Below are 26,801 nucleotides of genomic sequence, written 5' to 3'. Positions count from 1 at the left end.
GGGGCGCGCTCAGCCGGGCTGATCGCGGCGCTTCCGGCGGAGCCCTAGTTCGTCTTCGGGTGCGGAGTCGACCCGTACGCCGCCAGGAACTTGTCGCGGAACGCGCTCATCTTCCACACCGGGGCGTTGTGCGCCGGCTGCAGGCCGTCGGTCCAGTTCCAGGAGTCGATCGCGTCCAGCACCTTCGGGTCCTTGGCGACGATCGAGATCGGCACGTCACGGCTGGCGTGGTTGCCGCTGACCCGGGCGATCGGCTGGTGGTCGCCGAGGAAGACGAGCACCGTGTTGTCGTTGCCGTAGCGCTCCAGCCACTCGGTGAGCGCGGTCACCGAGTACTGGATCGACTTGCCGTACTCCTGGCGGGACTTGGTGGTGTCGGCGATGACGTCGGACGCCTTGTTGCCGGCCTTCTGGATGGCGTTGAAGATCGAGCCGTCGCCCAGCTGGTCCCACGGCACCATCTTCGGGATCGGCGCCCACGGCTGGTGGCTGGAGGTCAGGATCAGGAACGACATCCGGGACTTGCCGTCGGCCGGCTTCTTGCTGTGCACCCGGTCCTGGAACTGCTGGAGCGCGTACTGGTCGGGCATCGTCGACCAGCTGAACTTCGGTCCCTGGTAGCCGAGCTGGAAGGCGTTGTAGACCTTGTCGAGGCCGTAGTAGCTCTGCTCCGGCCAGCCCTTCTGGATACCGGGCATCACGCCGACCGTGTCGAAGTCACCGGTCTTCTGGAACGCCTTGGTGATGCTCAGGTGGTCGCTGGCCATGACGGTCCGGTAGCGCTGCTGGTTGCTGACCCACAGGCCCGACATGGTGGTGGAGTGCCCGAGCCAGCTGCTGCCGCCGTAGGTCGCCGACGTCAGCCAGCCGCTCTTCGCGTGGTAGCCGGCCTTCGCGAGGGCCTGGGTCCGGACGGCGAGCGTGCTGTCGACGCCGGGTGCCTCGATCGGGTCCTCGATGGCGCTGCGGCCGTAGCTCTCGATGAACGTGAAGACGACGTCCTTGCCGCGCAGGCTGGTCAGCAGCTGGTCGGGCGGGGTGTTCCCGAAGGCGTCCACCTTGGCGACCTTCCGGAACTCCGACTCGTCGTGCAGGGTGTCCCGCACCTGCTGCGACCTGACCTGCAGCGCGATGGCGGTGCGGTCGGACGCCAGCGGCACCCCGTTGAAGCCCTGGAGGCCGAAGGAGGAGCAGGTGATCCAGACGACGCCCGCGATCAGCGTGCCCCGGGTGGCCCGCCCCGGATGCCGGGCGAGCAGATTGCTCAGCCGTACCGTCGCCAGGGCGAGCAGCACGAACAGCAGCAGCAGGAGGACGACGGCACTGACGCTGACGGCGACGGTGGCGGTCCGCCCCAGCGTGTCCTCCAGGTACGACTCGGCGTCGCTGAGCAGGCTCCAGTCCAGGACGGGGTTGAAGTTCCGGCCGAGGTATTCGTAGAACCCCATGTCCATGAAGTTGATCAGGGTCAGTGCGCCGAGCACGACACCGAACACCACGGCCAGCACGGTCCGGGGCCGCCGGGGCAGCACCAGCGCGACGGCGGCGGCGATGACCCCCTCGGACGGTATCCGCAGGAACTTCGCCGGCCCGAACCCGACGAGGGAGTTCGGCATCACCAGCGCCGCGATCACGAGCGCCGCGCAGAGCGCGGAGATGCCGATGGACAGCGCGGAGGAAGCGGTGGGATGCGCGTCCCGCCAGGCCTGCCGCCGCTCCCGGACCCACCCGCTCCAGGCGGCCCAACCGCGACGACGGGGGCGCAGGCCGCCGCCCTCCGGGGCGGGGACGGTCTCGGAACCGGCGTCGGCGTCGGTGTCGACGGCGGCTTCGGCGTCGGCGTCGGCGGCTTGGGCGGCCTCGGCGGCTGCGGGCTCGGGTTCGGTCCTGTCGGCGACTTCCGGCTCGGGGCCGGGTGCGGTCTCGGCGGTCGCTTCGGCCTGGGTCTCCGCCTCGGTGGTCGCTTCAGCCTCGGTCTCGGCCCCGGTGTCGGCCTCGGTGGTCGCTTCGGGCGCGGTGTCGTTCGGCTCGGCGGCGGGCTCGGACTCGTCCGTGGTCGCCGGATCGGCCTTCCGGGGCTGCTCGGCGGTGGGCTCAGGGGTGCCGGACGCCTCGGGGGCCGCCGCCGTCTCGGACTCGGGGGCCTCGGGTTCCTCCGGTGGGGTTTCGCGTTCGGACGGCCCGGACGGCGTGTCCGATGGCTGGCGAATGCTCGTGTGCTGAGACAACCCGGAGGTCCTTCCGTGCGAGACCCGTGAGAACGGAAGCGGGGCCGACGCTCCGAGGCCGAACCCGCCACATGTCCGTACGGCCCTCATTAGGCCCGTGTTCAGGCCATTCGGCAAACACCGGGCAAACACAGCACCCCGTCAGAGGCAAGGCCGTTTCGGCAGTACGGCCGCGGGAAGCGCCCCGTCAGGGGAACCGGGGGCACCCCCGCCCGAAGGCCGGGGCAGGCACTGCGCGACCAGCCCCCACGCACCCGCACCCGTCCCCGCACCCGACCGACGACCCCCTACGCCCCGCCCACGGCAGTGAGCAGCGCCAGCGGAGCCGCCGCCGACCGGGACTCCCGCACGCACGCGTGCGGATACGGCACCGGCTCCGGATGCGAGTCCCTCCCGTACCCGGCCAGGACCTCCGGCAACCGGTGCCCGCCCGCCGTCGCCGCGTCCACCAGCCCGTGCGCCACGGCCCGTGCCTCGTCGTGCAGCCCGTACCGGGCCAGTCCCAGCGCGATCAGCGCGTTGTCGTGCGGCCACACCGACCCGCGGTGGTAGGACAGCGGGTGGTACGCCGCCTGCCCCGCGGCCAGCGTCCGCACCCCCCACCCCGAGAAGAAGTCCGGCTCCAGCAGCCGCCGTCCGACCACCTCCCCGTACTCCTTGTCCAGCAGCCCGGACCACAGCAGATGCCCGGCGTCCGAGGCGAGCGCGTCGACCGGCCGGCCCTCCCCGTCGAGGGCCAGCGCGGGGAAGGCGGCATCCCGCATCCAGAAGTCCTGCTGGAACCGGTCCCGCAGATCGCCGGCGGCCTGCTCCAGGAGCGCCGCGTACGTCTCGTCGGCCCACACCGTCCGCGCCAGCCACGCCGTCCGGCGCAGCGCGTCGTACGCGTATCCCTGTGCCCCCGCCGCCATCACGGTCCCCATCGGCCGGCTGCCGTCGGCGGAGCAGATCGCGCCGGGGGAGTCCTTCCAGTTCTGGTTGGCGAGGCCGCCCTTGTCCGCGCGGTAGACCAGGTAGCCGCGCGAGGTCAGCCCGCCGTGGTCGAGCATCCACCCGACGGCCGCGCGGGCGTGCCGTTCGAGCCGCCGGGCCATGCCGACGTCCCCGGTCTGCTCGACGTACGCGCCGAGCAGGATCAGGAACAGCGGTGTCGCGTCGACCGAGCCGTAGTAGCGCCCGTACGGAACCTGTCCGAAGTGGGCCAGTTCGCCGTGGCGCACCTCGTGGACGATCTTCCCCGGCTGGGCCACGGAGTGCGCGCCGGTCTCGGTGGCCTGGGTGGCGGCGAGGGCGGGCAGGGTGGCGGCGGCCAGGCGGGGGCGGTAGGGGAGGGCGAAGAGGGAGGTGAGGAGGGCGTCGCGGCCGAGCAGGGTGAGGAACCAGGGGGCCCCGGCCGCCGGGACCCTGAGCTCCTCGCCGTCCGGCCCGGTGGCCGGCACCTGGAGCGCGGCGAGGTCGGAGAGGCCGCGGGCGCAGGCCGCCGCCAGCTCGGGCCAGCCGGTCGGGAAGGCGACGCCCTCCACGAACTCGCCTTCCAACGCGAGGAGTTGTTCGTTCAGCGCGGCCGGGTCGCGGGGCACCCGCAGCGCCCGTTTGTCGCCGTGCGGGCGCGCCATCACCCGGACCAGCAGCTCGGTGGTGCCGTGCGGTGCCAGCTCCAGCGTCCACACCATCCGACGGGCGCCGGTCCCGGTCTCCTCCACGCCGTCCGGGGCCGGCTCGGCGGTGATGGCCGTACAGGACCGCCACTCGCCCCGGCGGTAGCCGAACTCCAGCCCGTCGTCGAGGACGTGGCGGGAGCGGACGGCGCCGGCCTTGGTGTAGGTGCGGTGGTCGGCGCGGAGTTCGAACTGGTCGGTGAAGTCGGCGTCGGCGGTGATCGCGAGCCGGATCGTGGTCGGCACCGGACGGTTGCTGGTGACCCGCAGGGACTCGACGAACGAGCCGTCGCCGACCGCCTGTTCCCGGAAGAGCGTGTGCGCGGGCGGTTCCTGGCGGCCGCCGCGCGGGACCAGGACACAGCGCGTGCCGTCCCCGTCGGCGACCGGGGTGAGTACCTCGGGCAGCGCCCCGTCGACCGTCAGCTGCCAGCGGCTGAGGTGCCGGGCGTCCCGTACGAATAACCCGTCCGGGGAGCCGCCGCCCCGCACGCCGCTGATGTCACCGCGGTCGTCCACAGCCGCGAACGTCGTGCCGTGCACGAGCAGATGATGCCGGTCCGTCATCCCCGGTCCCCTCCTTGGTCCCTCTGGTCGAACGTGCGGTGTCCGCCGAGGACACCCCGTTTTGTCAGCTCTTGTGCAGGTTTTGACGTTCGTTATGTGGCTCTTCGTGCGACGTGCCGTGCGGCGCGTCGCGCGGCACGTCGTGCGGGGCCGCGTGCCGCCGGTGGTGCAGGTCCAGCGCGAGCGCCGCGGTCCAGCTGAACCCGGTCGCGCCGCACGCCTCGCCGGTGTACGGGTCGACGTACTCGGCGAACCCGCTCGCGTCGGCCGTCCGTACCGCCGCCTCGGCGAGCGCGTCCGCCCGCTCCCGCTCGCCGTGCTCGCGCAGCCCCCGCTCCAGCAGCCAGCCGGTGTTGAACCAGGCGGGCCCGCGCCAGTAGCGGTGCGGGTCGAAGGCCTCGCCGAGCAGGTCGTAGCTGGGCACCAGGCCGGACCCGGTGCCGAAGTGCGGCCCGTCCAGGGTGCGCACCAGCGCGGCGGCGATCTCCCGGGGCAGGCCGGGCAGGAGCAGTGGGACCAGCCCGGAGACCCCGCGCTCGGGGATCAGCGCGCCGTCCGTGCCGTCCGCGCTGTCCCTCCCGTCCGTGCCGTCGCTCCGGTCCGTGCCGCCCCGCAGGTCCCGGCACAGGAAGATCTCCTTCTCCGGGTCCCACAGCCGGTCCACCAGCGCCGCCGTCAGCCGTTCCGCCCGCGCGTGCCGGGCCGTGCCGGGCGCGCCCAGCTCCCGCGCGATGCGGGCGAGGGCGTGCTCGGATGCGATGAGCAGCGCGTTGAAGGCGGGGTCCTCGACGGCGAAGTCCCTGGTCCGGTCGGTGTATCCGGAGTCGCGGTAGTCGGCTGCCAGCCGCACGTACCGCCCGTAGTCCAGGTCCGTCGGCCGGTCCTCGGCCGCGCCGTGGTCCAGGTCGGCGCGCCGGAAGGAGCGCGCCGGGGCCGGGGTGACCCGGGCGAGCGGGGCGTCCCAGCAGGGGCTGTTGTCCATACCCTGTTCCCAGGGGTGCACGACGGAGGCCAGCCCGCCGCCGCCCAGGTCGCGCCGGTGCAGCAGATAGCGGTGCCAGGCGGCGAGCCGCGGGTAGACGCCGGCCAGGAAGCCCCGTGCCCGCGACAGGCCCGGGTCGGCGAGGTGCACCAGCCAGGCCGCCAGCGCGTGCACCGGTGGCTGCACGATCCCGGAGGTCTGTACGGTGCGCGGGGCGCCCGCAGCGCGCCCCGCGGTCGAGGAGCGCCAGAAGTCGGGGCTCGGGAAGTACGCGTCGAGGGGCACGGAGGGGTTGAACACGATGTGCGGGATCCGCCCGTCGCCCCACTGGGCGGCCAGCAGCGTCTCCAGCTCCGTCTGTGCCCGCAGCGGCGAGAGGTGCCTGAGGCCGATCGCGATGAACGCCGAGTCCCACGACCACTGGTGCGGATACAGGTTCCGGGAGGGCACGGTCGAACCGCCGGTCCAGTTCTCTTCGAGCACCTGTGCGGCTCTGACGTGCAGCGACCGTCGTGCGCCGGTGCCGGTGGCGGCGCGGGCGGGCGGCGGATCGTATGCAATGCCGCGGTCGAGCGCATGGGTGGTGAGCTGGGCAGTGCGATCCACTCGGGACTCCCCGAAGACGTCCGGCCGGCCGGGTTTGGCAGTGGCTACCGTAGGGTTACGTCTATTTAACACGCAAAACTCAATATGTAATGCAAGCTTGAGAAACACAAGGGGGTGCGCATGACCGGACGTCCCGGCAGGACCGGCAAGGGCGGCGGACAGGCGAGCGCCGGAGACCTGCTCGAACTGGTGCGCAACGGGCGGGCCGTGACGCGCGGCGCGCTCCAGCAGGCCACCGGCCTCTCCCGTGCGACCGTCGGCCACCGCCTGGACCGCCTGTTCCGTGCGGGCTGGCTGCGCGAGGGCGCCGGTGGCCCGGTCGACTCCCCGCTGGGCGGACGCCCCTCCATCACCCTCGAGTTCGACGACTCCCACGCGGTGGTCCTCGCCGCCGACCTGGAGACCCGCCACGCCCGCGCCGCCGTCCTCACGCTGACCGGCGAACTCCTCGCCGAGCACTCCGGCACCCTGGTCATCCAGGACGGCCCGGAGGCCGTGCTCGGCGAACTCGGTCACTGGTTCGCCGAGTTGCTGGAGAAGGCCGGCCACCGTGCGACGGAGGTGTGCGGGATCGGCCTCGCGGTACCGGGCCCGGTCGACACGGACACCGGCCGGGTGGTCCAGCCGCCGATCATGCCGGGCTGGGACGGCTACGACATAAGAGGCCGCCTGGCCAGAGCGTTCTCGGAGCACACGGGAGCGTCGGCCGTCCCGGTCCTGGTCGACAACGACGCGAACCTGATGGCGTACGGGGAGCAGCGCACCGGACACCCGGACTGCTCGGCGTTCGTCCTGGTCAAGGTCTCGACGGGTATCGGCGCCGGGGTCGTGGTGGACGGCTCGATCTACCGGGGCGTCGACGGCGGCGCCGGGGACATCGGCCACATCCGGGTGGGCGCGGAGGCGCAGTGCCGGTGCGGTTCGTACGGCTGCCTCGCCGCGGTCGCCAGCGGTGGTGCCGTGGCCCGGCGGCTGGCGGAGGCGGGCGTCCCGGCGGCCTCCGGCTCGGACGTGCGCGACCTGCTCGCCTCGGGCCACCCGGAGGCGGCCTCGCTGGCCCGGGAGGCCGGCCGCCTGGTCGGGGACGTGCTGGCGACCGTCGTCACCCTGCTCAACCCGGGCGTCCTGATGATCGCGGGCGACCTGGCGGGCACTGCGTTCCTCACCGGCGTCCGCGAGCTGCTCTACCAGCGGGCGCTGCCCCGCTCCACCGCTCATCTGGACGTCGTGACGTCGCGGCTGGGCGAGCGGGCCGGGCTGGTCGGGGCCGGGGCGCTGGTCGTGGAGCACCTGTACGCGCCGGAGCGGGTCGAGGAGCGGTTGCTGGCGCTGGGCGTGTGACCGGCGTACTGGCCGCCGGGCCGTGTGACCGGCGCGTTTCCTGCGGGTTCTGGTGTCCGCACCCGCGTCCGCATGGTGAACTCCGGCGGTCTGTGGCAGCGTGATTCTCGCCACCCTTGATAAGGGTTGCGCTCAGATGAGCGGATCATGGGCGACTGCACTTCTCCAAGGGGTGGCACTGGGTGCCACCCCCTGATCGTTCATCGATCGAAATCAGATGTGCGGTATAGTCGCTCAGGTGAGCGGAAAGGTGCGGTGCTGAGCGGTCTTGTGTTCAAGAAGTGAAAACACGAGTCGGTCTCCGCTTGCCAAGCTTTGACTTTCGATCCGGTGGCGGACGACTGGTTACGGGCGCATGACACGCAAGTAGACGTACCCAGGCGCCTTCGATCTGGGTATGTTCCTGGCCGTCAGGGCAGCCACCGAGTCTTCCAGGGAGTCGAGACCCGTGTCGGAAAACAAAGAACCCCACGGTGTGAAGTTCGTTTACGACTTCACCGAGGGAAACAAGGACCTCAAGGACCTCCTGGGTGGCAAGGGCGCGAACCTCGCCGAGATGACCAACCTGGGGCTCCCCGTTCCCCCCGGTTTCACCATCACGACGGACGCCTGCAAGGTCTACCTGAACAGCGGCGAGGAGCCGGCGGCACTGCGTGACGAGGTGAGTGCGCACCTCGGAGCCCTCGAAGAGCGGATGGGCAAGAAGCTCGGCCAGGCCGACAACCCGCTGCTGGTCTCGGTCCGCTCCGGCGCCAAGTTCTCCATGCCCGGCATGATGGACACGGTCCTGAACATCGGCCTCTCCGACAAGTCCGTGCAGGGCCTCGCCAAGCAGGCCGGCGACGAGCGCTTCGCGTGGGACTCCTACCGCCGCCTCATCCAGATGTTCGGCAAGACGGTCCTCGGCGTCGACGGCGAACTCTTCGAGGAGGCGCTGGACGCGGCGAAGGAGGCCAAGCAGGTCACCGTCGACACGGAGCTGGAGGCGGCCGACCTCAAGAAGCTCGTCACCCGGTTCAAGAAGATCGTCAAGGCGGAGGCCGGCCGGGACTTCCCGCAGGACCCGCGCGAGCAGATGGACCTCGCGATCCGCGCGGTCTTCGACTCCTGGAACACCGACCGCGCCAAGCTCTACCGCCGCCAGGAGCGCATCCCCGGCGACCTCGGCACGGCCGTCAACGTCTGCTCGATGGTCTTCGGCAACCTCGGCCCGGACTCCGGCACCGGCGTCGCCTTCACCCGCGACCCGGCCTCCGGCCACCAGGGCGTCTACGGCGACTACCTGCAGAACGCCCAGGGCGAGGACGTGGTCGCGGGCATCCGCAACACGGTCCCGCTGGCCGAGCTGGAGAACATCGACAAGAAGTCGTACGACCAGCTGATGCAGATCATGGAGACGCTGGAGAACCACTACAAGGACCTCTGCGACATCGAGTTCACGATCGAGCGCGGGCAGCTGTGGATGCTCCAGACCCGCGTCGGCAAGCGCACCGCGGGCGCCGCCTTCCGCATCGCGACCCAGCTGGTCGACCAGGGCCTGATCGACGAGACCGAGGCCCTCCAGCGCGTCACCGGCGCCCAGCTCGCCCAGCTGATGTTCCCGCGCTTCGACGAGCAGGCGAAGACCCAGCAGGTCGGCCGCGGCATCGCCGCCTCGCCCGGCGCCGCGGTGGGCAAGGCGGTCTTCGACTCCTACACCGCCGTCAAGTGGTCCCGCTCGGGCGAGAAGGTCATCCTGGTCCGCCGCGAGACCAACCCCGACGACCTGGATGGCATGATCGCCGCCGAAGGCATCCTGACCTCCCGGGGCGGCAAGACCTCCCACGCGGCCGTCGTCGCCCGCGGCATGGGCAAGACCTGCGTCTGCGGCGCGGAGGAGCTGGAGGTCGACACCAAGCGCCGCCGCATGACGGTCCCCGGCGGCCACGTGGTCGAGGAGGGCGACGTCATCTCCATCGACGGCTCCTCCGGCAAGGTCTACCTGGGCGAGGTCCCGGTGGTCCCCTCCCCGGTCGTCGAGTACTTCGAGGGCCGGATGCACGCGGGCGCCCAGGATGCCGACGAACTCGTCGAGGCCGTCCACCGCATCATGGCCTTCGCCGACCGCAAGCGCCGGCTGCGGGTGCGCGCGAATGCCGACAACGCCGAGGACGCCCTGCGCGCCCGCCGCTTCGGCGCCCAGGGCATCGGCCTGTGCCGCACCGAGCACATGTTCCTCGGCGACCGCCGCGAACTGGTGGAACGCCTGATCCTGGCGGACACGGAAGAGGACCGCGAGGAGGCCCTCAGCGCCCTCCTCCCCCTCCAGAAGAAGGACTTCGTCGAGCTCTTCTCGGCGATGGACGGCCTCCCGGTGACGGTCCGCCTCCTCGACCCGCCGCTGCACGAGTTCCTCCCCGACATCACGGAGCTCTCGGTCCGCGTGGCCCTGGCCGAGTCCCGCCAGGAGCCGCACGAGAACGAACTCCGCCTCCTCCAGGCGGTGCACCGCCTGCACGAGCAGAACCCGATGCTCGGCCTGCGCGGCGTACGCCTCGGCCTGGTCATCCCCGGCCTGTTCACGATGCAGGTCCGGGCGATCGCCGAAGCGGCCGCCGAACGCAAGAACGCCAAGGGCGACCCGCGCGCCGAGATCATGATCCCCCTCGTCGGCACGGTCCAGGAGCTGGAGATCGTCCGCGAGGAGGCCGACCAGGTCATCGCGGAGGTGGAGGCGGCGACGGGCACGAACCTGAAGCTGTCCATCGGCACGATGATCGAACTCCCGCGGGCCGCCCTGACGGCGGCGCAGATCGCGGAGGCCGCGGAGTTCTTCTCCTTCGGCACGAACGACCTGACCCAGACGGTCTGGGGCTTCAGCCGCGACGACGTCGAGGCCTCCTTCTTCACCGCCTACCTGGAGAAGGGCATCTTCGGCGTCTCCCCCTTCGAGACGATCGACCGCGACGGCGTCGGCTCCCTGGTCGCAGCCGCGGCGAAGGCCGGCCGCGCCACCCGCCCCGACCTGAAACTCGGCGTCTGCGGCGAGCACGGCGGCGACCCGGAGTCCGTCCACTTCTTCCACGAGGTGGGCCTGGACTACGTCTCCTGCAGCCCGTTCCGCATCCCGGTGGCCCGCCTCGAAGCGGGCCGCGCGGCAACCCAGTCGGCGGGCAGCGACCACCGCTGAGGCCCTCTCGGGCCTCCCGCGAACCCCGGGTCCGCCGTCCGTCCCCGACCCTCAAGACCGATGGACGGCGGCCCCGGCACGCAAGAAGAGGGGCGGCACCCTGTGCGGGGGTGCCGCCCCTTGGTGCATCATCTGCCGAGACTGTCAAGCTACGTCGCTGACCAGGCGAAACGGCGTTGGTTGGCGTTGGTTGACGTTGAGGCCGCGCGAAGCCGTTGTGCCCTCGTTGTGCCCTCCCGATAGGGTTGAGTCCCTCCCCCGAGGCAGGCTTCGGACCTGCGCAGATCTCCCCTCATGCACAAGAGGGCGAAGCTCTGCTGCTCAGCTGGATCGGTGCCCGGGTAGCTGTGAGCCGTCGTCATCCAAGACGGCTTGAGCAGCGACGGTGAAGTCTCGTATTGATCCTGTGTTGTAAATCTCGCTCAGCGATTCCCAAAAGCCTTGCAGGGCGCCTTCGTCGTAATCGGGATCCTCACTGTAGATCGCGCAGATCTCATGGACCCGTGCTAGCGCTACGCGTGCTACCGACAAGAGAGCATCTGCCTTACGCGAGACCTCCTTTGGGCCCGCCAAAGCGACGTCCAGCCAGGCCGCTTTGATCCGGAGCAAGGACTCTCCGACCGAATTTTCGAGCGCTCTATTGAAGAACTCACGACTCGGGCCGCTCATAAATAACACAGGGATAGTGGTCTGCTGAAACTCGTCGTAGGCGTTGATGAACTCCTTGTACGCTGAAAGGCGTGACTCTCGGCGCTGTCTCTGATGCTCTGCCTTCGCGGCAATTCTTGCGGAGTTCATTTGAGTGCGTGCGGTTACCCAGGCTGCTCCGAGAGCGCTGGATGCGCCTACGAGTGCCCCGAGTACGGCGGAAAGTCCCTGATCCATGTCCTTAGACTCGCTAGGATTCACCTGCAAGTCAACTGCCGTGATTCCGGACAAGGGGCATCAGGCCGGAATACTCTCAGGACCACTCTGCTGCTCCGCTGTGAGGCTTATCTGGCTCAACAGAGCCTCGCACTGTGCAAGCAGTTGATCATAGGTCATCACGCTTATGCCGTGCATCCTGCTGTTGAGGCCGTGCAGTGCGCGCAACTGTGCATCGCCCCATCCGTGTGATCGGCCGATCACGACGACGGCGCGCGGATGGTAGGCCACGAACTCTGGCTGATCAGGCTGGAAGCCGTTTGGGCCTACGCGATGGAGGGTGTCGAGATATCTATGGCACTGGCCTATCGCCTTGGCGGCGGCAGAAGACCAGTACCAGTTCTTGTGAGTATCATCGAAAAGCAAGACGTCCATGTCGGGTCTCTTCAGTTCGAAGATGTCCCTCAATCCATTTGCAGCCGATTTCATCATCACGTCAACGTGATCTCCGATGCCGATCACACGCTGGTCGTCGCGAGCGACATACGTATTGCCGAATGCCCACGAATGGCGTTCGCACCAGTCTTGATAGATGGATTCCCTCGTCTTGCCTTCGTCCAAGTTTTGCTTCAACTCTGTTAGTGCGGAGCGCAACTCCCCGATCCGGACACTCGCAGAAAATGCGCGTGCAAGAGATTCGGGGTCGACGTATTGAGCCAGCCTTCGGGAGAATGTGCGGCTATCGAGGGCGTTACCCAGTGCGCGCGCTGCATCGTCGCTCACGTCTACTTGCCCAGACAAGTTGTCGGTTCGTAGAACCAGGTACTGACCGTCATCGTCTTGTTCTGTTACGGACAGGCACTGGGCTATGTGCCTCTTTAGTGCGCGCAACTCCTCCTCTTCGAGAGAAATTTCGCGGACCTCGCCGCTCCGCTTATCCTCGCGAACAATTTTTATGGCAAGTTCTGACGGGGACGAGTTGTGAGGTATGAAGTACGGCAAAGCCTTAATGCAGACTGCACGGTTATCCCTAAGCGTCAGAGGGTCGGAAAATGACACTTGCCCTGACGAGGCAGGGCGACGATCGAAGTAGGTCGGCTCGTCCCAGTCCATGGGCATATTTTCACCATCGACCGCTTACGGCGCAGGGGGTTCCCAAAACTAGATCATGCGTTCGAATTACTCGGGGGTGCTGGTCCTGTTACTGAGTCTTTTCCAACCTCGCGCTGAAGCTGCGAGGTCGAGCGTCTGGACGAAATTGCCTTGCGGCCAAGGGGGTTGATCGCCCTACGGTTGCTCCCCGTGACCATGGAGATGCCCTACCAGCCACTCCCGATCGACCAGTCCGACGTGCGCTACCTCCACGGACCCGATTCCGCTCTCCAACCGGGCGTGCCCGCTGGCGAGACACTCGAGTTCGAGTGGAGGGACAGCGAGGTCTACCCGGGAACCTTCCGGAAGTTCTGGGTACACGTCCCTGCACAGTACGACCCAGCGGAACCGGCATCCTTGATGGTGTTCCAGGACGGATGGTGGTACCTGGACCCCACAGGGGAGGTACGCGGCGCGATCGTCCTGGACAACCTCATTCACCACGGCGACATCCCTGCCACCATCGGCGTGTTCGTCGATCCCGGGGTCTTCCCCGATGCGGAGAACCCCAAGAACCGCAACAACGAGTACGACGCCTTCGACGACCAATACGTCACCTTCCTCCTCACCGAGATCATCCCGCAGGTCGCAGAGCGCTATGCCATCGCCCAGTCGCCCGAACAGTGGGGCATCTGCGGGGGGAGCAGCGGCGGCAACTGCGCCTTTACCGCCGCGTGGCTGCGTCCGGACAAGTTCCGCCGCGTCATCGGATACCTGTCCAGCTTCGCGCAGATGCCGGACGGCAATCCCTACCCCCACCTCATCTCCCACGCCCCCCGCAAGCCGCTGCGCATCTTCATGCAAGGTGGCCACCGCGACCTGCACTGGAATGAGCCTCAGTGGAACTGGCTCGCCGAAAACCTGCGCGTGGCAGCCGCTCTCGCAGAAGCGGGCTACGACTTCCGTCTTGTCCTGGGAGACGGCGGACACAGCCCCAACCACGGCGGGGTCCTGCTGCCGGACGCTCTGCGCTGGCTGTGGCGGCCCGACGAGGAGTGATCGGTACACGCGTCATCCAACCAGGCACCGGCCGCGGTGAGGTGAGATGCAGCCCTGGTCGCACAAAGGCGTGCAGTTCCTGGTCAGGCGAGTCCACAATCAAGATCACTCGCCTGACCAGGAGCGTCGTCGTGCTCGCATACCCATCCGCCATCGATCTGTCCAGCCGCACCCTGCAAGACCTCTCCGCCCTTCTCGCAGGTCACCGCCGCCGCATCGGCTCCCGCTGGCGCCGCCTGACCTGTGGCCGTCAGGCCCTGCTCGCCCTCGCCCACCTGCGCTGCGGAGACACCTACGCCCGCCTGGCCTCCGGTTTCCGCGTCGGGATCGCGACGGTCTACCGATACATACGCGAGGCGGTCGACCTCCTGGCCGCCCTCGCGCCCACGCTCGAACAGGCCATGGAGACCGTACGGAAGAAGGCGTACGTGATCCTGGACGGCACCGTGCTGCCCATCGACCGCATTGCCGCCGACCGCCCGTACTACTCGGGGAAGAGGAAGTACCACGGGATGAACGTGCAGGTCATCGCAGATCCAGCCGGACGCCTGATCTGGGCTTCGGACGCGCTGCCGGGAGCCACCCACGACCTGACCGCGGCCCGAACTCACGGCATTCCCACCGCTCTCTCCGCCGCCGACGTCAAATGCTGGGCAGACAAGGCGTACCAGAGCGCCGGGCCGGCCATCCGCGTTCCGATCCGGGGCAAGAACCTGCGTGGCTGGCACCATCGCCACAACCGGGACCACACAAAGATCCGCAGCCTCGGCGAACGCGCCATGGCCACCCTCAAATGCTGGCGGGTCCTGCGGAAACTCCGCTGCAGCACCACCCGGATCACCTCCATCGTCCGGGCCGTCGTCGCCGTCGAACTCGCCAGGTGATCAAGATGGAAAAGGCTCACTGCCGGCGCTCGGTGGAGGCTGATTGCTGAGCTGGCTCGTCGGAGCAGCACTCGCTGGTGAAAGAGGAGATCCACGAGACCGCCGCCCGCAAGCCCACTGCGTAGCTACGGAGACTCCATCGGTGTAGCTACACGTGGGAAGCTGAAGACCGTAGTCGAAAGCTGGTGGAGGGGAGTGCTTGTGCCGCAGGCCAGTCCACGCGGAACCTATCTGGTCATCGCAGAGGCGCTACGGATTGAGTTTGAAGAAGGAGAGGGCATCGACGCCCTGCCGTCGGAAGCTGTCATGATGCGCACGCACGGCGTTGGTCGCAACACGATCCGTCGAGCCCTCAAGGTTCTGGAAGCCGATGGCCTTGTTCAGTCGGTTCCCGGCATCGGATGGCGCTTCGCTCGCGGTGAGGACCGTCGGTCTCTCGCCGAGCGTATGACGGATGTGATCTCGGAGGACTCGTTGGCAGTGGGCGACTCGTACCCATCCGAAGCGAAGCTTTGCGAGCGATTCGGCGCGTCCCGGACGGCCGTGCGCCGTGTTCTCGCTCAGATGGAGGGAAACGGTCTGCTTGCCACCGTGCACGGCAAGGGGCGGACCGTGCGCGCCCTCCCGGCTTCCACCGCCCGGCCGTAGTCTTGGCCGCCATGGGACTGACTGAGTGGGCGTACACGCTCTCTGAATCGCTGCTCTCCGATCCGCTCCCGCGTCGGTGGGCGCACTCGCTCGGGGTCGCCAAGCGCGCTCGCTCCCTGAGTCCGATCCTGGGGGACGACGCGGAACTGTTGGAAGCCGCCGCGGTGCTGCATGACATCGGCTACTCGCCGGCCATCGCCGTCACGGGCTTCCACCCCTTGGATGGCGCGCGGTTCCTCAGGGATCAGGAAGGCGGGGACGAACGGGTTGTTCGTCTCGTAGCGCATCACTCCTGTGCTTTGCTGGAAGCGGAGGAACGCGGACTTCGTCAGGAACTTGAGAGCGAGTTCGAGCTAGAGCGTCCCGACCTGGTCGACGCCCTGCTGTACTGCGACATGACGACGACGCCGGACGGGACGCAGACGACGCCGGCTGAGCGGTTGGATGAAATCGGGCAGCGATACGGCCCGGACTCGATCGTCGTGCGGTTCATCCGGCGCGCGGCACCCGAGATCCATGCAGCGTCGAAGCGGGTCGCGGACCGGATGGCCGAAGCCTCCGTTGGCGGTCAGCCGATGTAGGGCTCGCGCCGCGTGTCATCGAGACCATGCCGGATGCGCAGCATCATCGAAGGATGGATGTCTAGTCCGTCAAGGTCCGCCGGATCAATCCAGCGGACCTCTTTCGACTCGCTGCTTGTCCGTAGGGAACCGCCGACCGGGTGGGCCCGGAAGCAGATGGAGAACTGTTGCCGAACCTCGCCGTCGTCGTACGCCAACACGTGCTCGGGGTCGGTGTAGAGCCCGACGATGTTGTCTACCTCAACGTCGATGCCGGTCTCTTCCCGTACCTCACGGACGACCGTGTCCGCGATGCGCTCGCCGATGTCGTGGCCACCACCGGGCAGGGCCCAAAGGTCGTTGTCGGTCTTGTGGATGAGCAGCAGCCGTCCCGCATCGTCTCGGACCACCGCCGTCACCGACGGGACCACTGAGTTGGCCTTGGGGGCTTTCGGGTCGCGGAAGTAGTCAATCCGGCTCATCAGCGTGTGCCTTCCCAATCAGTAGGTGACGAGATCGGACGGGCCGCCTGCCACACCTTTTCAACGCTCTCAGCGTAGGCGTCGAAGAGTTCGCCGCCGGGGACGCGTTGCAGATGCAGCACGGGAGCCATGTAGGCACCGACCCCGTAGAGGTGACCGTTCGCCAGCATCTCGTCATCGGCCCGGTAGATCGAGTTGTAGAGCGTGGTGCCGTGCAAGCGGAACTCGACACCCGGGAGACCGAAGAGCGGGGCGTAGTTGATGAGGGCGTTGCGAATCTTGCCCGCCATCGCGCCACCGATCCCTTCGTCCTCGCCCCTCACGGCCACGGCCGGCGAGTTGGGTTCCCCCAGCATGAAGCGGATGGGTACTCCGTCGGCCGCCTTCTCCTTCACGATGCGGTGAAACGTCGCGTCCTCGGTGAGCCAGAACCCGGAGTACACCAGTAGGTCAAACTGTCGGGTCGCCTTGGAGTACAGGTTCGTCCAAAGGGTCTGCATCACTACGGACCGGTGCGGATACAGCCTGACCAACTCGGCGTTGCCGGTAGCGGTCACCTCGGCCGACGTCCGTTCGTCCGGCCAGAGGTACGAGACTTCGCACTTCAGAAGTGAGGCGGTCGCGTACTGGAAGCGGCGATACGGCTTGCGCTCCGGGTCGTTGATCCAGCGCTCTACCGTCTTGGCTGAGACACCGAGACGTTCGGCGACCTCATCGAGGGTCAGGCCCAAGTCCACTATCGCACCGCGCAGTCGCTCGTTCGCCACGTCCAACCTCCGCTCTCCCGGGACGACTTGGTACGACTTCACGCTAGCTAAGAACGACCTGAGTCGTACAGGTGCGAAGTCGAGCGTCGCCGGTGCCGACGCCACTCTGTAGGTACATCGAGCGCGAGGGGCGCGCGAACTCCAAACAGCCGAAGGGCTTGACGGGGTGAAGCTCCCTCTGCAAGATGAGGAACACGTAATACATGTTCCTCTCGATCGGTTCGCTTCGACGGCCGGTCGGGTGCACGTATGCACAGGGCGGGGACGCTGCAATCCCGCTAAAGGCCAGGGGACAGGGTTTCGGCCCGACTGGCGAGGTGGCCCGGTGACCGCGAGCAACGGCCGGCGTGTGGGGACACAGTCCCCCTTGCAGTGCATTTCCCCTGTTCAGCGGTCCGAAGGAGTGGCAGTGAGTCGACGAAAGCGATGGGCGCGGCCGTGATCGACCGGCACGGCCGCGCCGTTTCATCCCCCGTCCGTGAGCACCTCGAAGGGCTGCGGGCGACCGGTCACCTTCCACCGATTCGCGGCGGCTAGCGCCGCGGCCGGTTGCCTCTTCCCGCCCGTGCGGAGCGCGCCTGGTGCGCGGGTCCGTCCGGGCGGGGCGGGGGGAGTCGGAATCCCACGGCCCCACCACACAAGAGCGGTCCCCGGGTCGCACCCCGGGGACCGCGTGCAGGCACCTGGTTGGAGGCACCTGTGATCACCAGTCTGACAGATGCGGAGCGGGCGGAACTGGCCCGTAAGGCCGCGGAGGCGAACAAGCGCAGCGCGGACAACGCCCGTGCCCGGGGCGGTCGGTGATGGCCGACACCGAGCACACCAGGACCAAGCCGCCGCTTCCCGTCCGTCCCCCTCGCCCGCACCCGCACGCGGAGGTGCGCTGATGGCGACCGACCCGGCGGCCTGGCACATGGAAGCCCGCGCGGACGCGTGGGCCGCCGACCTCGGCCGGCAGGACCCCGCTCCGGCCGCGGCTGAGCGGGCCTGGCAGCAGCAGGAGATCCGCACCGCATACGAGGACGCGGCTCACCTGACCGAGCAGCCCCGGTAACGCTCACCCGCCACCTCTACAGCCCCGGCGACCAGCCGTGAGGGGCGCCGGATCGGATCCGGCCCGGGGCACGCACCGCCGACCTCAACCGATCCGAAGGGGAAGCCATGCCCAAGCAGGATGCCGCCGCCCGTGCCGTCGACGCCGGCGCGGTCGCCGCTCAGGCCGTCAACGACTACGGGCTCAACAGCACGCAGGCCATCGGTGCGCTTCGGGCCGCCGACAACGCGACGCGCGATGCACAGGCGCAGGGCTGCACGCGGGCCGACTTCGATGCCGAACACGCCCGCCGCCGCTGACCAGCCAACATATCCGCCGGTCCTGTACCGGTCATCAGCCCCGGCACCGCCGTGATGGTGCGGGATCGAATCCCGCCCGGGGCGCCGCCGCCACCGCGCGGCCCGCCGCACCGCTCGCGTGCGGCCTTCCACCACGACGGCGCGCGGCTCCCGGGGTGCCTCCCGGGAGCCGCTGACGGGCCGTTCCACCTGCGAGGGAGAGCACGACCCATGGACCCCATTGTGACTGTTCAGGACGCTGTTACCGCGTTCGCCGACTGGATCGAGCCGACGGACGCGGAACTGGACGCGATCGAGCTGGAGATGCCGCTGATCCTGGCGGACGTCGACCTGTTGGACGCGCACATCATCACCTTGGACCGCACCCCGACTGAGGTGGACGTGCGCCGGATCCGCCGGGCCCGCCGCCGCGCGCTCGCCGCCCGGGTGGCCCTGATCAACCGCACGGCCGGTGCGACCCTGCCCGGCGGTGCGGCATGACGGACGCCTGCACCCTGGGGGAGATGACGCCCGCGCTTCGGGCGTTGCGGCTGCTCGCCGCCGAATACTCCCACCTGCCCGCCCCGTTCGTGCACCTGTCGCCCATCGACGCGGCACGGCTGGAGCTGTCGCTTCACGACGTGGACCTGACGTCTGACACGTTCGCGGTGTTCGAGATGTGGCGCGAAGCGCTCGGTATCGCCCCCGACGCGGTGGTCTTCCGCGTCCAGGGCAACGGCCGCACGCGGGTGCTGCGCGCGGAAGGCCTCTTCGGCGGTGCCGAGGTCGCCCTGACCGCCTACGCGGACGCCCCGGCCGCCGACACGACCGCGGTAGGGGGTGCGGCATGAGTGCCCAGTCCACCAAGACCGTGCTGCCGGCCGTCGCGATGACGGCCGTCTCGATGGTGCTCACCCTGGCCGTGGTCGTGATGTGGCTGGGCACGGCCGTGCCGTGGCCGGTCGCCCTGGTCGTCGGGTTGGGCATCGACGGCGGATGGCTGGCCACCCTCGCCTATGAGCGGCGCCTTGCCGCGCAGGGCGACCACAGCAACGCCGTGACCGCCGTCGGCTGGTCCTTCGGCGCAGTCGCCTCAGGGGTCCTGGTCACCCACGCGCTCACCGCCGACCAGTCGGCGGGGGCATGGCTGGCGGTGGCGTGGCTGCCGATTGCCGCGAAAGCCCTGTGGCTGGTCCACGGGCTGTGGGAGCGCACCGCGCTCACCCCGGCCGCGCTGGATCAGATCCGGGGCATTCAGCAGGAAGCCCGCGACGACGCGGCCGTGGCCCGTGCCCGACTGCGGGCCGAAGCGTCCACCGAGGAGACGCGGCTGACGGCCGTGACCGAGGCCGGTGCGCGCGTCGCACGCGTCCAGGCCAAGACCGCAGAGACCCTTGCCGGGGCATGGTCGACGCTGGAGACGGCCCGCAAGGGCGAGAGCACGGGTCGGGCCCTGACCAGTGTGACGAGCCGCGTCACACCCGACGTCACACCCTCGTGGGAGCTCCCGGTGTGGGGCCCCTCCGAGGCGGTTGCGGCGCTGGAGTCGGCCCCCGCGCTCACGGACGCGGCCCTTGACGTGCTGGTGGATGAGATCCGGCACAGCCAGGACCCGCCGTTGTCGTACCGGGAGATGGCCACCCGCTTCCGCGCGGCCGGCCACTCCGCCTCCGAGGTCCGCCTTCGGGCCGCCTGGAAGCGTGTGGTGGCCTGATGTCCGCCGCGTGGGGCAAGTGCTACGACCCCACCGGGGCCCGCTGGGGCGTGCCCACCTATCCCTGGAAGCTCGCCCCCGACGGGCTCGCCACCCGCCGCCAGTTACGGGCCCAAGGTCTGCGTCCCGGGGGCCAGCCGGTAGCGGCCCAGGTCATGCGGACCAACCGCCGGGCCGGAACCCCCCGCGTCGCCTACCTCTACCACGTCGACAGGGCCCTTCCGGTGCGGCCGATGACCTCCCGCAAGTGGCGCGCGCTCGCGCTCGCGATGCTCGCCCGCCGCACCTGCCCCGTCTGCCGGCGTGATGCCGGATACGTCATCCCCTCTTCGCTCGGCATGTGCGTGCCGTGCGCCTACCCCGACGAAGGGTCCCGCGATGGAATCGCTGCCTGACATCCCCCGGGTCGTCCAGCTCCCGGACGGCACCTACACCTACGCCGACCACCTGCCCGCGGCCCCGCAGCAGATCTACAGCGGTCCGCAGGTCATCCACCAGCACGTGCACCAGGCCCCGCCGGACCGCACCGTGCAGCGCATCGCGCTCGGCTCCGGGGTCGGGGCCGGGACCGTGGCGGCCGGGGTGTACTTCGGCCCGCTGCTGGTCGGCGTGCTCACCGCCATGGCCGCCAACCTCGCCTTGCTCGCCCTGATCGCCGCCGTGTGCGCGTGGGGTGTGGTCACCGTCGTCCGCTCGGTCGGCGGCGAGGACGGCAAGCGCGCCGCGGACACCGTCCGCCGCACCCGTCGGCGCTGAGCTGACGGTTGCCTGCGATCCCCGGGGGCTCACCCCGCCGGGGGTCGTGGGGAGCCGGACAGTCCGGCCCGGAACGGGAGACACCGTGAGCAGCAGTGAACAGCTTCGCTTCACCGCCGGTGAGAAGGCCCGCTTGGCCCTGCTGGTCGCTCGGATGGCCAAGCGTGGACTCGCCGACGACCGCCAGTTCGGCGGCCGGGTCGACCACAGCGACCTTCAGCGCAAGGTCGAGCGGATCGAGAACCAGGCCCGCAAGCGCGCCGAACAGGCCGCCACCAGTAAGAACGGCAAGTAGCAACGCCCCGGGGGCGGTCGTCCCGGCCAAGGAAACAGGCCGCCCCCGGGCCACCCCATCACCCACTTTGTGAGCAGCAGGGAGTACCCAGAATGACGGACAGCACGACGGGCCCGCAGCTGCGCCCCGTGCCCGCCCCCTTCCCCGACGACGACGCCCCGCCGGCGCCGGTCGCGGTCGACAACCCGGCGCTGCCGGATCCGAAAGTGCGCATCGAGAAGCGCAAGCCGGTCCTTGCCGGATGGCTCACCAACCGGCGAGACTTCCTCGCCACCACCCGCCACACCAGCGCGAACGTCGCTTACGCCGCGCTCTACCACGGTGTTCGCATCCCCGTGTACGCCGGACGCCTCGCCCTCATGTCCCCGCGGGGGGCGTGCCGGTTCATCGCGTCCACCAACCGGTGGGTGTGGGACCGTGAAGCCGCACCCCTGCGCGAGTTCGCGGTGCGCACCGAGGACGTCGAGGAGTACATGCGCCTCGCTCGGCTCCGTGCCGGGCGGATACGGCTGCGCGGCCTGGTCACCCTGGTCGCCGCCGTGTTCGGTCTCGGCTTCGCCCTGTACCTGTACGTCCTCGCCCCCGCCTACCTCTACGCGTTTGCCGCGGGCGGGGTGCTGCTGCTCGGCATCGGGGGACAACAGCCCGACGCCCCGGTCGTCGGCCCCGCGGTCCTGAAGACCGAGGTGCAGAAGCTCACCGGCTCGATCGTGCTGCGCGGTCTCGACTCGATCGGGAACGCGAAGGTGACGGCCGCCATCAAGAAGGGCGGCGACATGAACGGGCTGCGGTTCGTCTCGGAGATCGTGCGGGACGGGCCCGGCTACCGCGCCGACCTGGACCTTCCCTACGGCGTCACGCCCGAGGACATCATGGAGGCCCGCAAGCCGCTCGCCTCCGGCCTGCGCCGCAAGACCGGCTGCGTGTGGCCTTCCCCGGACCCCGAGCAGCATGAAGGGCGGCTGGTGCTGTGGGTGGGCGACAAGCCCATGAACGAGACGACGAAGCCGGCGTGGCCGCTGGCCAAGTCGGGCACGGTCGACCTGTTCCGGCCGGTCGTGTTCGGCAACGACCAGCGCATGCGCGACGTGTCCGTGACCCTCATGTTCGCATCGGTCGTGGTCGGCTCGATCCCGCGCATGGGCAAGACGTTCCTGATGCGGCTGCTCCTGCTCATCGCCGCCCTGGACCCGCGGGCCGAACTGCACGCGTTCGACTTCAAGGGCACCGGCGACTTCGGCGCGCTGGAGCCGGTCTGCCACCGCTACCGCGCCGGCGAGGAGGACGACGACATCGAGTACGTCGTCAGCGCGCTGCGGGAGCTGAAGGAGGAACTGCGCCGCCGCGCGAAGGTCATCAAGTCCCTGCCCCGCTCGCGCTGCCCGGAGTCGAAGGTCACCCCCGAACTGGCCGGTGACAAGAAGCTGGGGCTGCACCCGATCGTGGTCGGCTTCGACGAGTGCCAGGTGCCCTTCGAGCACGAGCAGTACGGCAAGGAGATAGAGGCCATCTGCACCGACCTGGTCAAGCGCGGCCCCGCACTCGGGATCGTGGCCATGTTCGGCACCCAGCGACCGGACGCGAAGTCCCTGCCCACGGGGATCAGCGCCAACGCTGTGCTGCGGTTCTGCCTGAAGGTCATGGGCCAGCCCGCCAACGACATGGTGCTCGGTACCTCGATGTACAAGTCCGGCTACCGGGCCACGATGTTCTCCCGCTCCGACCGCGGCATCTGCTGGATGGCCGGCGAGGGCGACGACCCCCGCATCGTCGCCTCAGCGTTCGTGGATGCCGTCGCCGCCGAACACATCGTCGCCCGCGCCCGGATCGTGCGCGAGCAGTACGGCAACGTCACCGGCCACGCCATCGGCAAGGGCCCCGAGAACACGAACAGCGGCTCCGACATCCTCGCCGACACCCTCGACGTCATCGCCGACGACGAGAAAGCCGTGTGGTGCGAGCGGATCGCCGCCCGCCTCGCCGCCGCCCGCCCCGAGACCTACGCGGGATGGCAGGGCGAGAACGTCACCGCCGCGCTCAAGCCCTGGGGCATCAAGCCGGGGCAGGTCTGGGGCACCACCGATGACGGCGAGGGCGCCAACCGGCGCGGCATCAAGCGCGCCGACATCACCGCTGCGATTACGCGCCGTAACGCCGATCGGGCCGCCGCCTGACCCCAGCACGGGTGCTAGACCTAGCAGCCCCGGCCGCTAGGTCTAGCACCCGTACTAGCAGCCCGCACCGCCGCTGATCAGCCAACTAGCGTCTAGCGGCCTACCTGCGGAAACACCCTGAAACCGCCCTTGGAAGGGATGTGAGCCCTAGTGGCTCTCGCTAGCTGTGCCCTCCTGCTCATCCTCGCCGGTTACGCAGTGTTGTGCGCGGTCCGGCCGTTCGCGCCGTGCCGGAAGTGCTCCGGGACCGGCATCCGGCAGACCGGCCGCCGCAAGGTCAAGCTGTGCCGCCGCTGCCACGGCCGCCGTTACCGGCTGCGCCTCGGCCGGCGGCTGCTCAACACCGGCCGTGCCGTCCACCGCGACGGCACCCGCCGCACCCACCCTCGCCGCCTCAACGACCGGGAGTACTCCGAATGGCCGTGACCTCTCCCTCGTCCTCCTGCTCGGGCTGGTGCTGTTCTTCCTGCTCCGCAGCAACAGCCTGACCCCCGGCGCCGCGTTCATCGCCGTCATGTTCGGGTTCTTCCTTGCCTCCACCGGCGCCGCCGGACCCATCACCAACATGACCACCGCCATCGTCCAGTCCATCCCCAACCCGTAAGCAGGAGGGTTGTGTTCGAGATTCGCGTCATCTGCGACCCCGGCGACGCCGACCGCATCAGCCAGACCCTCACCTCCGCCTTCCGGACCGGCACGCCCCGCACGTGCCCGACCCGCGACGGCATGCGCACCCGCCTGTACGTCACCGCCGACCACCACCCCGACACCGCCGCTGAAGGGACCACCCAGTGAGCGCCATCCTGATGCCCGTCGCGGCCCGCATCGCCGCCGCCCTGACCGCCGCCCACGGCAGCAGCAAGCACGAGAAGGCGGTGCGCCTGATGCAGGTCACCGAAGAGGCGGGCGAGGCGTCCGCCGCCTACATCCTCCTGACCAGTACCACCCACACCACCACTCGCGACGTCGCCGATGAACTGTGCGACGTCATCATCGCCGCCGCCGTCGCCCTGCACTCATTCACCGACACCCCGGCCGCCGACCTCACCGCCAAGCTCGACGCCGTCGCCCGCCGCCTGAACGCCACCACCCCGGAGCGCACCGCGTGACCCGCCCCCTGCCCCGGCTGCGTTTCCAGGTCACCGGCTACTCGCGCAAGGTCCTGGTCCTGACCGACACCCCCGATCCCGCCTGCCCCGGCTGCGAGGGAGACGGCGGGTTCGAGCACGACTACGGCGACCACACCGGCGAGTACGCCGGTACCGAGTGGGAGCCCTGCCCCTGCTGGAACGAGAACCGGCGCTTGCGCCTGCTGCCCCTGCCCCGCCGCCCCAAGTGGCTGCGCCGACGGAGTGAGAGCCGCGACCCGTGGAGCCCCGCCGGACACAGCGACGAACCCCCGTTCTAGCCACGCCAAGGGCGGCCCCCATTCCGCCAAGAACCCGGGGCCGCCCTTGTCTCCGCCTGCCACGAACTGACCTGTGGAGGACTCCAGCATGACCCATCACCCCGCCGTGCCGCCGGAAGGCGGCAACATCAGCCTGTGCACCGGCTCCGGAGCACTCGATCTGGCCGTGGAAGCCGTCACTGGCCTGCCCACGGTGCTGGTCGGCGAGAAGGACCCGGCCGCCTCCCGGCTGCTGGCCGCCCGCCTGCCCCACGCCCGCAACCTCGGTGACATCACCGCCGTCGACTGGCTCGCCCTGGCCGCGGACCTGCCGCGCCCGGCGTCGCTGACGGCCGGGTTTCCCTGCCAGGACATCTCCAACGCCGGACCTCGGGGAGGGATCGCCGGTGACCGCTCCGGACTCTGGAAAACCATCGCCCAAGCCGTTCGCCACCTTCGACCCCGGCTCGTCTTCCTGGAAAACGTCGCCGCCCTGCGCAGCAGGGGGCTCGACGTCGTCGCCGCCGACCTGGCCGCGATCGGGTATGACGCGCGGTGGATGTGCCTACGCGCTGGAGATCCCGAAGTGGGAGCCTGCCACCGCCGCGACCGCTGGTTCGCCGTCGCGTATCCCGCTGCTGAAGACCCCCACCTCGCAGCTCGGCAGGAACGGCGGCCCGCAGCACCCGGACAAGCGCAAGGCCGGGGGGCACGGGCCCACGCTGGAGGACGAAGTGGTGTTCTTGCTGCCCCCGACCGAGGCCTGAGGCTGCTGCCCACCCCGGCCGCCGCCGACGGAACCGGCGGCCCCGGCACCTCCCCCAAACGGCAGGGCGGCATGAACCTGCGCACCGCCGTCACCCTTCTGCCCACCCCGGCGGCACGGGACTGGAAGTCCGGCGCCTCCAACCTGATCGGCGTCAACTCCCGGCCGCTGAACGAAGTGGTCGTCAACCTCCTGCCCACCCCGACTGCGTCCCGGTACGGCCGCAACCGGTCCGCCTCGCTGGGTGCGAGCTCGCGCCCGTCCATCGAGTACCTGGCCCGCGACCTGGCCGACGGCTCGCGGTGGGTGGCCACCAACGGCACCGACTACGGCCCCGCCATCCGGCGCTGGGAGCAGGTGTTGGGGCGCCCCGCGCCGGAGCCGACCGAGGCGGGCACCAAGGGAAACCGCCGTCTGTCCCCGGCGTTCGTGGAATGGATGATGGGCGCCGAACCCGGCTGGGTCACCGGCCCCGACCTGGGACTGTCCCGCTCCGACCAGCTCAAGATCCTGGGCAACGGCGTCGTCATCCACCAGGCCCACTACGCCTACCGCGCACTGCTCGCCACCCTCGCCCCCGAAACGGCGGCACCGGCCGCGCCGGCACAACTCGCCCTGGACATCGCATGAACCGCACTCTCCTCAAGACGGCGCTGCACCTCGCGGCAGCCGGTGTACCGGTGCTGCCCCTGCGGGCGGGAAAGGTCCCGTTCGGCAACTGCCCGGCCTGTGCCCAGAACGCGTGCGGTGGGCGGCCGAACATGAAGACCCCCGGGCCCTGCTCCTGCCCCCAGCCGTGCCACGGATGGGCCGCCGCCAGCACCGACCCGCACACCCTCAACTCCTCCGCGTGGGCGTCGGCATGGCGGCACGCGGCGACGGTCGCCTACCACCCCGGCGGCGCCGGCGTGACCGTGGTCGACCTGGACGACCCCGCCGCCATCCAGTGGGCCCGCGCCACCCTGCCCGCCACCCGGACCGTGACCACCACCCGGGGAGAGCACTGGATCTACCAGGGCACCATGCCGTCCGCGAACGCGGTCCGGCCGGGCGTCGACATCAAGTCCCTTATGCAGTACGCCCGTTGGCTCGGCCCCGGCACCGGCGCCACGACCGCTCTGCCGGACGCTGCGCGCACCCTGGCAGTAAAGGACCCTGCGCCCGCTCGCAGGGCGCCACAGAGCCTCACAGCGCCCCTGAGGGGCCATGGAGGCGCGTGCCCGCACCGCACGCCCGCCTACCTGGACCGTGGCATCGCCATGGGCGTACAGCGCATCACCGAGGCCCGCAGCGCGGTCCACGCGACCGTGTACCGCACGTTCCTCGCGGTGCTGTCGACGCACGGCCGGTGCGGCTGCCTCACCGACGCCCACGTCGCCCGGCTGTTCACCGCCGCGCAGGCCAAGGGCGAAACCGTCCGGCACTGCACCGACGCATGGACCAACGCCCGCACCGCACTGGGGATGTAGC

At 69.7% G+C, this 26,801-nt stretch carries 29 protein-coding genes; 22 read left to right on the top strand and 7 right to left on the bottom strand.

The genetic code is table 11. The features are described 5' to 3' along the window. Window positions 1–44 precede the first annotated feature (44 nt). The 3 genes from ACIQVL_RS05730 to ACIQVL_RS05720 all read right to left on the bottom strand — a co-directional run bounded on the left by ACIQVL_RS05730 (window position 45) and on the right by ACIQVL_RS05720 (window position 6,041). The gene (locus ACIQVL_RS05730) at window positions 45–2,228 is read right to left on the bottom strand and encodes a sulfatase-like hydrolase/transferase (RefSeq protein ID WP_403474532.1); all 2,184 of its coding nucleotides are present in this window, start codon (window positions 2,226–2,228) and stop codon (window positions 45–47) included. Window positions 2,229–2,515: 287 nt separating this feature from the next. After that, a complete protein-coding gene (locus tag ACIQVL_RS05725) occupies window positions 2,516–4,453 on the bottom strand; it encodes a glycogen debranching N-terminal domain-containing protein (protein ID WP_403427871.1) in 1,938 nt (645 codons plus the stop codon). A gap of 64 nt (window positions 4,454–4,517) precedes the next feature. Continuing rightward, a complete protein-coding gene (locus ACIQVL_RS05720; protein WP_403474531.1) occupies window positions 4,518–6,041 on the bottom strand; it encodes an MGH1-like glycoside hydrolase domain-containing protein in 1,524 nt (507 codons plus the stop codon). Window positions 6,042–6,161: 120 nt separating this feature from the next. Here ACIQVL_RS05720 and ACIQVL_RS05715 point away from each other — a divergent pair, with 120 nt between their 5' ends. Together ACIQVL_RS05715 and ppdK are read left to right on the top strand one after the other, a co-directional pair. Next, on the top strand, window positions 6,162–7,382 hold the full coding sequence (locus tag ACIQVL_RS05715) for an ROK family protein (RefSeq protein ID WP_403427874.1): 1,221 nt from the start codon (window positions 6,162–6,164) through the stop codon (window positions 7,380–7,382). 448 nt (window positions 7,383–7,830) lie between these two features. Next, window positions 7,831–10,551 (top strand): pyruvate, phosphate dikinase, encoded by a 2,721-nt coding sequence (ppdK, locus tag ACIQVL_RS05710; protein ID WP_403427876.1) that lies wholly within the window; start codon window positions 7,831–7,833, stop codon window positions 10,549–10,551. A gap of 321 nt (window positions 10,552–10,872) precedes the next feature. Here the strand turns inward: ppdK and ACIQVL_RS05705 are convergent, their stop codons facing one another. Further along, window positions 10,873–11,436, bottom strand: a complete 564-nt coding sequence (locus tag ACIQVL_RS05705; RefSeq protein WP_403474530.1) for a hypothetical protein — start codon at window positions 11,434–11,436, stop codon at window positions 10,873–10,875. Window positions 11,437–11,496: 60 nt separating this feature from the next. Further along, a complete protein-coding gene (locus ACIQVL_RS05700) occupies window positions 11,497–12,528 on the bottom strand; it encodes a Shedu anti-phage system protein SduA domain-containing protein (protein WP_403474529.1) in 1,032 nt (343 codons plus the stop codon). Window positions 12,529–12,723: 195 nt separating this feature from the next. Between ACIQVL_RS05700 and ACIQVL_RS05695 the strand changes: the two genes are divergently transcribed. The 4 genes from ACIQVL_RS05695 (at window position 12,724) to ACIQVL_RS05680 (ending at window position 15,679) form a co-directional block, all read left to right on the top strand. Continuing rightward, entirely contained in the window at window positions 12,724–13,566 is an 843-nt protein-coding gene (locus ACIQVL_RS05695; protein ID WP_403474795.1) for an alpha/beta hydrolase, read from the top strand. Between the two features lie 131 nt (window positions 13,567–13,697). Then, a complete protein-coding gene (locus ACIQVL_RS05690; RefSeq protein WP_403474528.1) occupies window positions 13,698–14,450 on the top strand; it encodes a transposase family protein in 753 nt (250 codons plus the stop codon). A 201-nt stretch (window positions 14,451–14,651) separates the two neighbouring features. Beyond that, entirely contained in the window at window positions 14,652–15,098 is a 447-nt protein-coding gene (locus ACIQVL_RS05685; RefSeq protein WP_403474527.1) for a GntR family transcriptional regulator, read from the top strand. Between the two features lie 11 nt (window positions 15,099–15,109). Continuing rightward, on the top strand, window positions 15,110–15,679 hold the full coding sequence (locus ACIQVL_RS05680) for an HD domain-containing protein (RefSeq protein WP_403474526.1): 570 nt from the start codon (window positions 15,110–15,112) through the stop codon (window positions 15,677–15,679). Here the strand turns inward: ACIQVL_RS05680 and ACIQVL_RS05675 are convergent. Both ACIQVL_RS05675 and ACIQVL_RS05670 read right to left on the bottom strand, forming a co-directional pair. Further along, window positions 15,667–16,140, bottom strand: coding sequence for an NUDIX domain-containing protein (locus tag ACIQVL_RS05675; RefSeq protein ID WP_403474525.1), 474 nt, complete (start codon window positions 16,138–16,140; stop codon window positions 15,667–15,669). The genes ACIQVL_RS05680 and ACIQVL_RS05675 overlap by 13 nt on opposite strands. Beyond that, a complete protein-coding gene (locus tag ACIQVL_RS05670) occupies window positions 16,140–16,907 on the bottom strand; it encodes a helix-turn-helix domain-containing protein (RefSeq protein WP_403474524.1) in 768 nt (255 codons plus the stop codon). Before ACIQVL_RS05670 ends, ACIQVL_RS05675 begins: the two co-directional genes overlap by 1 nt. Before the next feature lie 886 nt (window positions 16,908–17,793). On the opposite strand from ACIQVL_RS05670, the gene ACIQVL_RS05665 reads away from it, so the two are divergent. The 16 genes from ACIQVL_RS05665 (at window position 17,794) to ACIQVL_RS05590 (ending at window position 26,800) form a co-directional block, all read left to right on the top strand. Beyond that, entirely contained in the window at window positions 17,794–17,961 is a 168-nt protein-coding gene (locus tag ACIQVL_RS05665; protein WP_403474523.1) for a hypothetical protein, read from the top strand. A gap of 107 nt (window positions 17,962–18,068) precedes the next feature. Then, the gene (locus ACIQVL_RS05660) at window positions 18,069–18,260 is read left to right on the top strand and encodes a hypothetical protein (protein WP_403474522.1); all 192 of its coding nucleotides are present in this window, start codon (window positions 18,069–18,071) and stop codon (window positions 18,258–18,260) included. A gap of 210 nt (window positions 18,261–18,470) precedes the next feature. Then, window positions 18,471–18,740, top strand: coding sequence for a DUF6284 family protein (locus tag ACIQVL_RS05655; RefSeq protein ID WP_403474521.1), 270 nt, complete (start codon window positions 18,471–18,473; stop codon window positions 18,738–18,740). A gap of 23 nt (window positions 18,741–18,763) precedes the next feature. Next, window positions 18,764–19,090 (top strand): hypothetical protein, encoded by a 327-nt coding sequence (locus ACIQVL_RS05650; protein ID WP_403474520.1) that lies wholly within the window; start codon window positions 18,764–18,766, stop codon window positions 19,088–19,090. Continuing rightward, entirely contained in the window at window positions 19,087–19,953 is an 867-nt protein-coding gene (locus tag ACIQVL_RS05645) for a protein spdB (protein ID WP_403474519.1), read from the top strand. Before ACIQVL_RS05650 ends, ACIQVL_RS05645 begins: the two co-directional genes overlap by 4 nt. Beyond that, window positions 19,953–20,348, top strand: a complete 396-nt coding sequence (locus tag ACIQVL_RS05640; protein ID WP_403474518.1) for an RRQRL motif-containing zinc-binding protein — start codon at window positions 19,953–19,955, stop codon at window positions 20,346–20,348. The genes ACIQVL_RS05645 and ACIQVL_RS05640 overlap by 1 nt, the downstream gene beginning before the upstream one ends. Continuing rightward, window positions 20,332–20,709, top strand: coding sequence for a DUF6251 family protein (locus ACIQVL_RS05635; RefSeq protein WP_403474517.1), 378 nt, complete (start codon window positions 20,332–20,334; stop codon window positions 20,707–20,709). The genes ACIQVL_RS05640 and ACIQVL_RS05635 overlap by 17 nt, the downstream gene beginning before the upstream one ends. A gap of 85 nt (window positions 20,710–20,794) precedes the next feature. Next, window positions 20,795–21,004: a DUF6257 family protein gene (locus ACIQVL_RS05630; RefSeq protein ID WP_403474516.1), complete on the top strand. Its 210-nt coding sequence runs from the start codon at window positions 20,795–20,797 to the stop codon at window positions 21,002–21,004. Between the two features lie 92 nt (window positions 21,005–21,096). Beyond that, window positions 21,097–23,178, top strand: a complete 2,082-nt coding sequence (locus tag ACIQVL_RS05625; protein ID WP_403474515.1) for a cell division protein FtsK — start codon at window positions 21,097–21,099, stop codon at window positions 23,176–23,178. Between the two features lie 150 nt (window positions 23,179–23,328). Continuing rightward, entirely contained in the window at window positions 23,329–23,604 is a 276-nt protein-coding gene (locus tag ACIQVL_RS05620; RefSeq protein WP_403474514.1) for a hypothetical protein, read from the top strand. A 28-nt stretch (window positions 23,605–23,632) separates the two neighbouring features. Continuing rightward, complete coding sequence (locus ACIQVL_RS05615; protein ID WP_403474513.1) at window positions 23,633–23,782, top strand: hypothetical protein; 150 nt, start codon at window positions 23,633–23,635, stop codon at window positions 23,780–23,782. Window positions 23,783–23,793: 11 nt separating this feature from the next. Beyond that, window positions 23,794–23,973 (top strand): hypothetical protein, encoded by a 180-nt coding sequence (locus tag ACIQVL_RS05610; RefSeq protein WP_403474511.1) that lies wholly within the window; start codon window positions 23,794–23,796, stop codon window positions 23,971–23,973. After that, window positions 23,970–24,287, top strand: a complete 318-nt coding sequence (locus tag ACIQVL_RS05605) for a hypothetical protein (protein ID WP_403474510.1) — start codon at window positions 23,970–23,972, stop codon at window positions 24,285–24,287. Before ACIQVL_RS05610 ends, ACIQVL_RS05605 begins: the two co-directional genes overlap by 4 nt. 8 nt (window positions 24,288–24,295) lie before the next feature. Continuing rightward, window positions 24,296–24,586, top strand: coding sequence for a hypothetical protein (locus ACIQVL_RS05600; RefSeq protein ID WP_403474794.1), 291 nt, complete (start codon window positions 24,296–24,298; stop codon window positions 24,584–24,586). Window positions 24,587–24,674: 88 nt separating this feature from the next. Further along, entirely contained in the window at window positions 24,675–25,961 is a 1,287-nt protein-coding gene (locus tag ACIQVL_RS05595; protein WP_403474509.1) for a DNA cytosine methyltransferase, read from the top strand. Then, complete coding sequence (locus ACIQVL_RS05590) at window positions 25,958–26,800, top strand: bifunctional DNA primase/polymerase (RefSeq protein WP_403474508.1); 843 nt, start codon at window positions 25,958–25,960, stop codon at window positions 26,798–26,800. The genes ACIQVL_RS05595 and ACIQVL_RS05590 overlap by 4 nt, the downstream gene beginning before the upstream one ends. Window position 26,801: the final 1 nt, after the last annotated feature.

Source organism: Streptomyces sp. NPDC090499 (assembly GCF_044769305.1).
Classification (GTDB): domain Bacteria; phylum Actinomycetota; class Actinomycetes; order Streptomycetales; family Streptomycetaceae; genus Streptomyces.
This window is presented reverse-complemented; position numbering and strand designations above follow the sequence as displayed.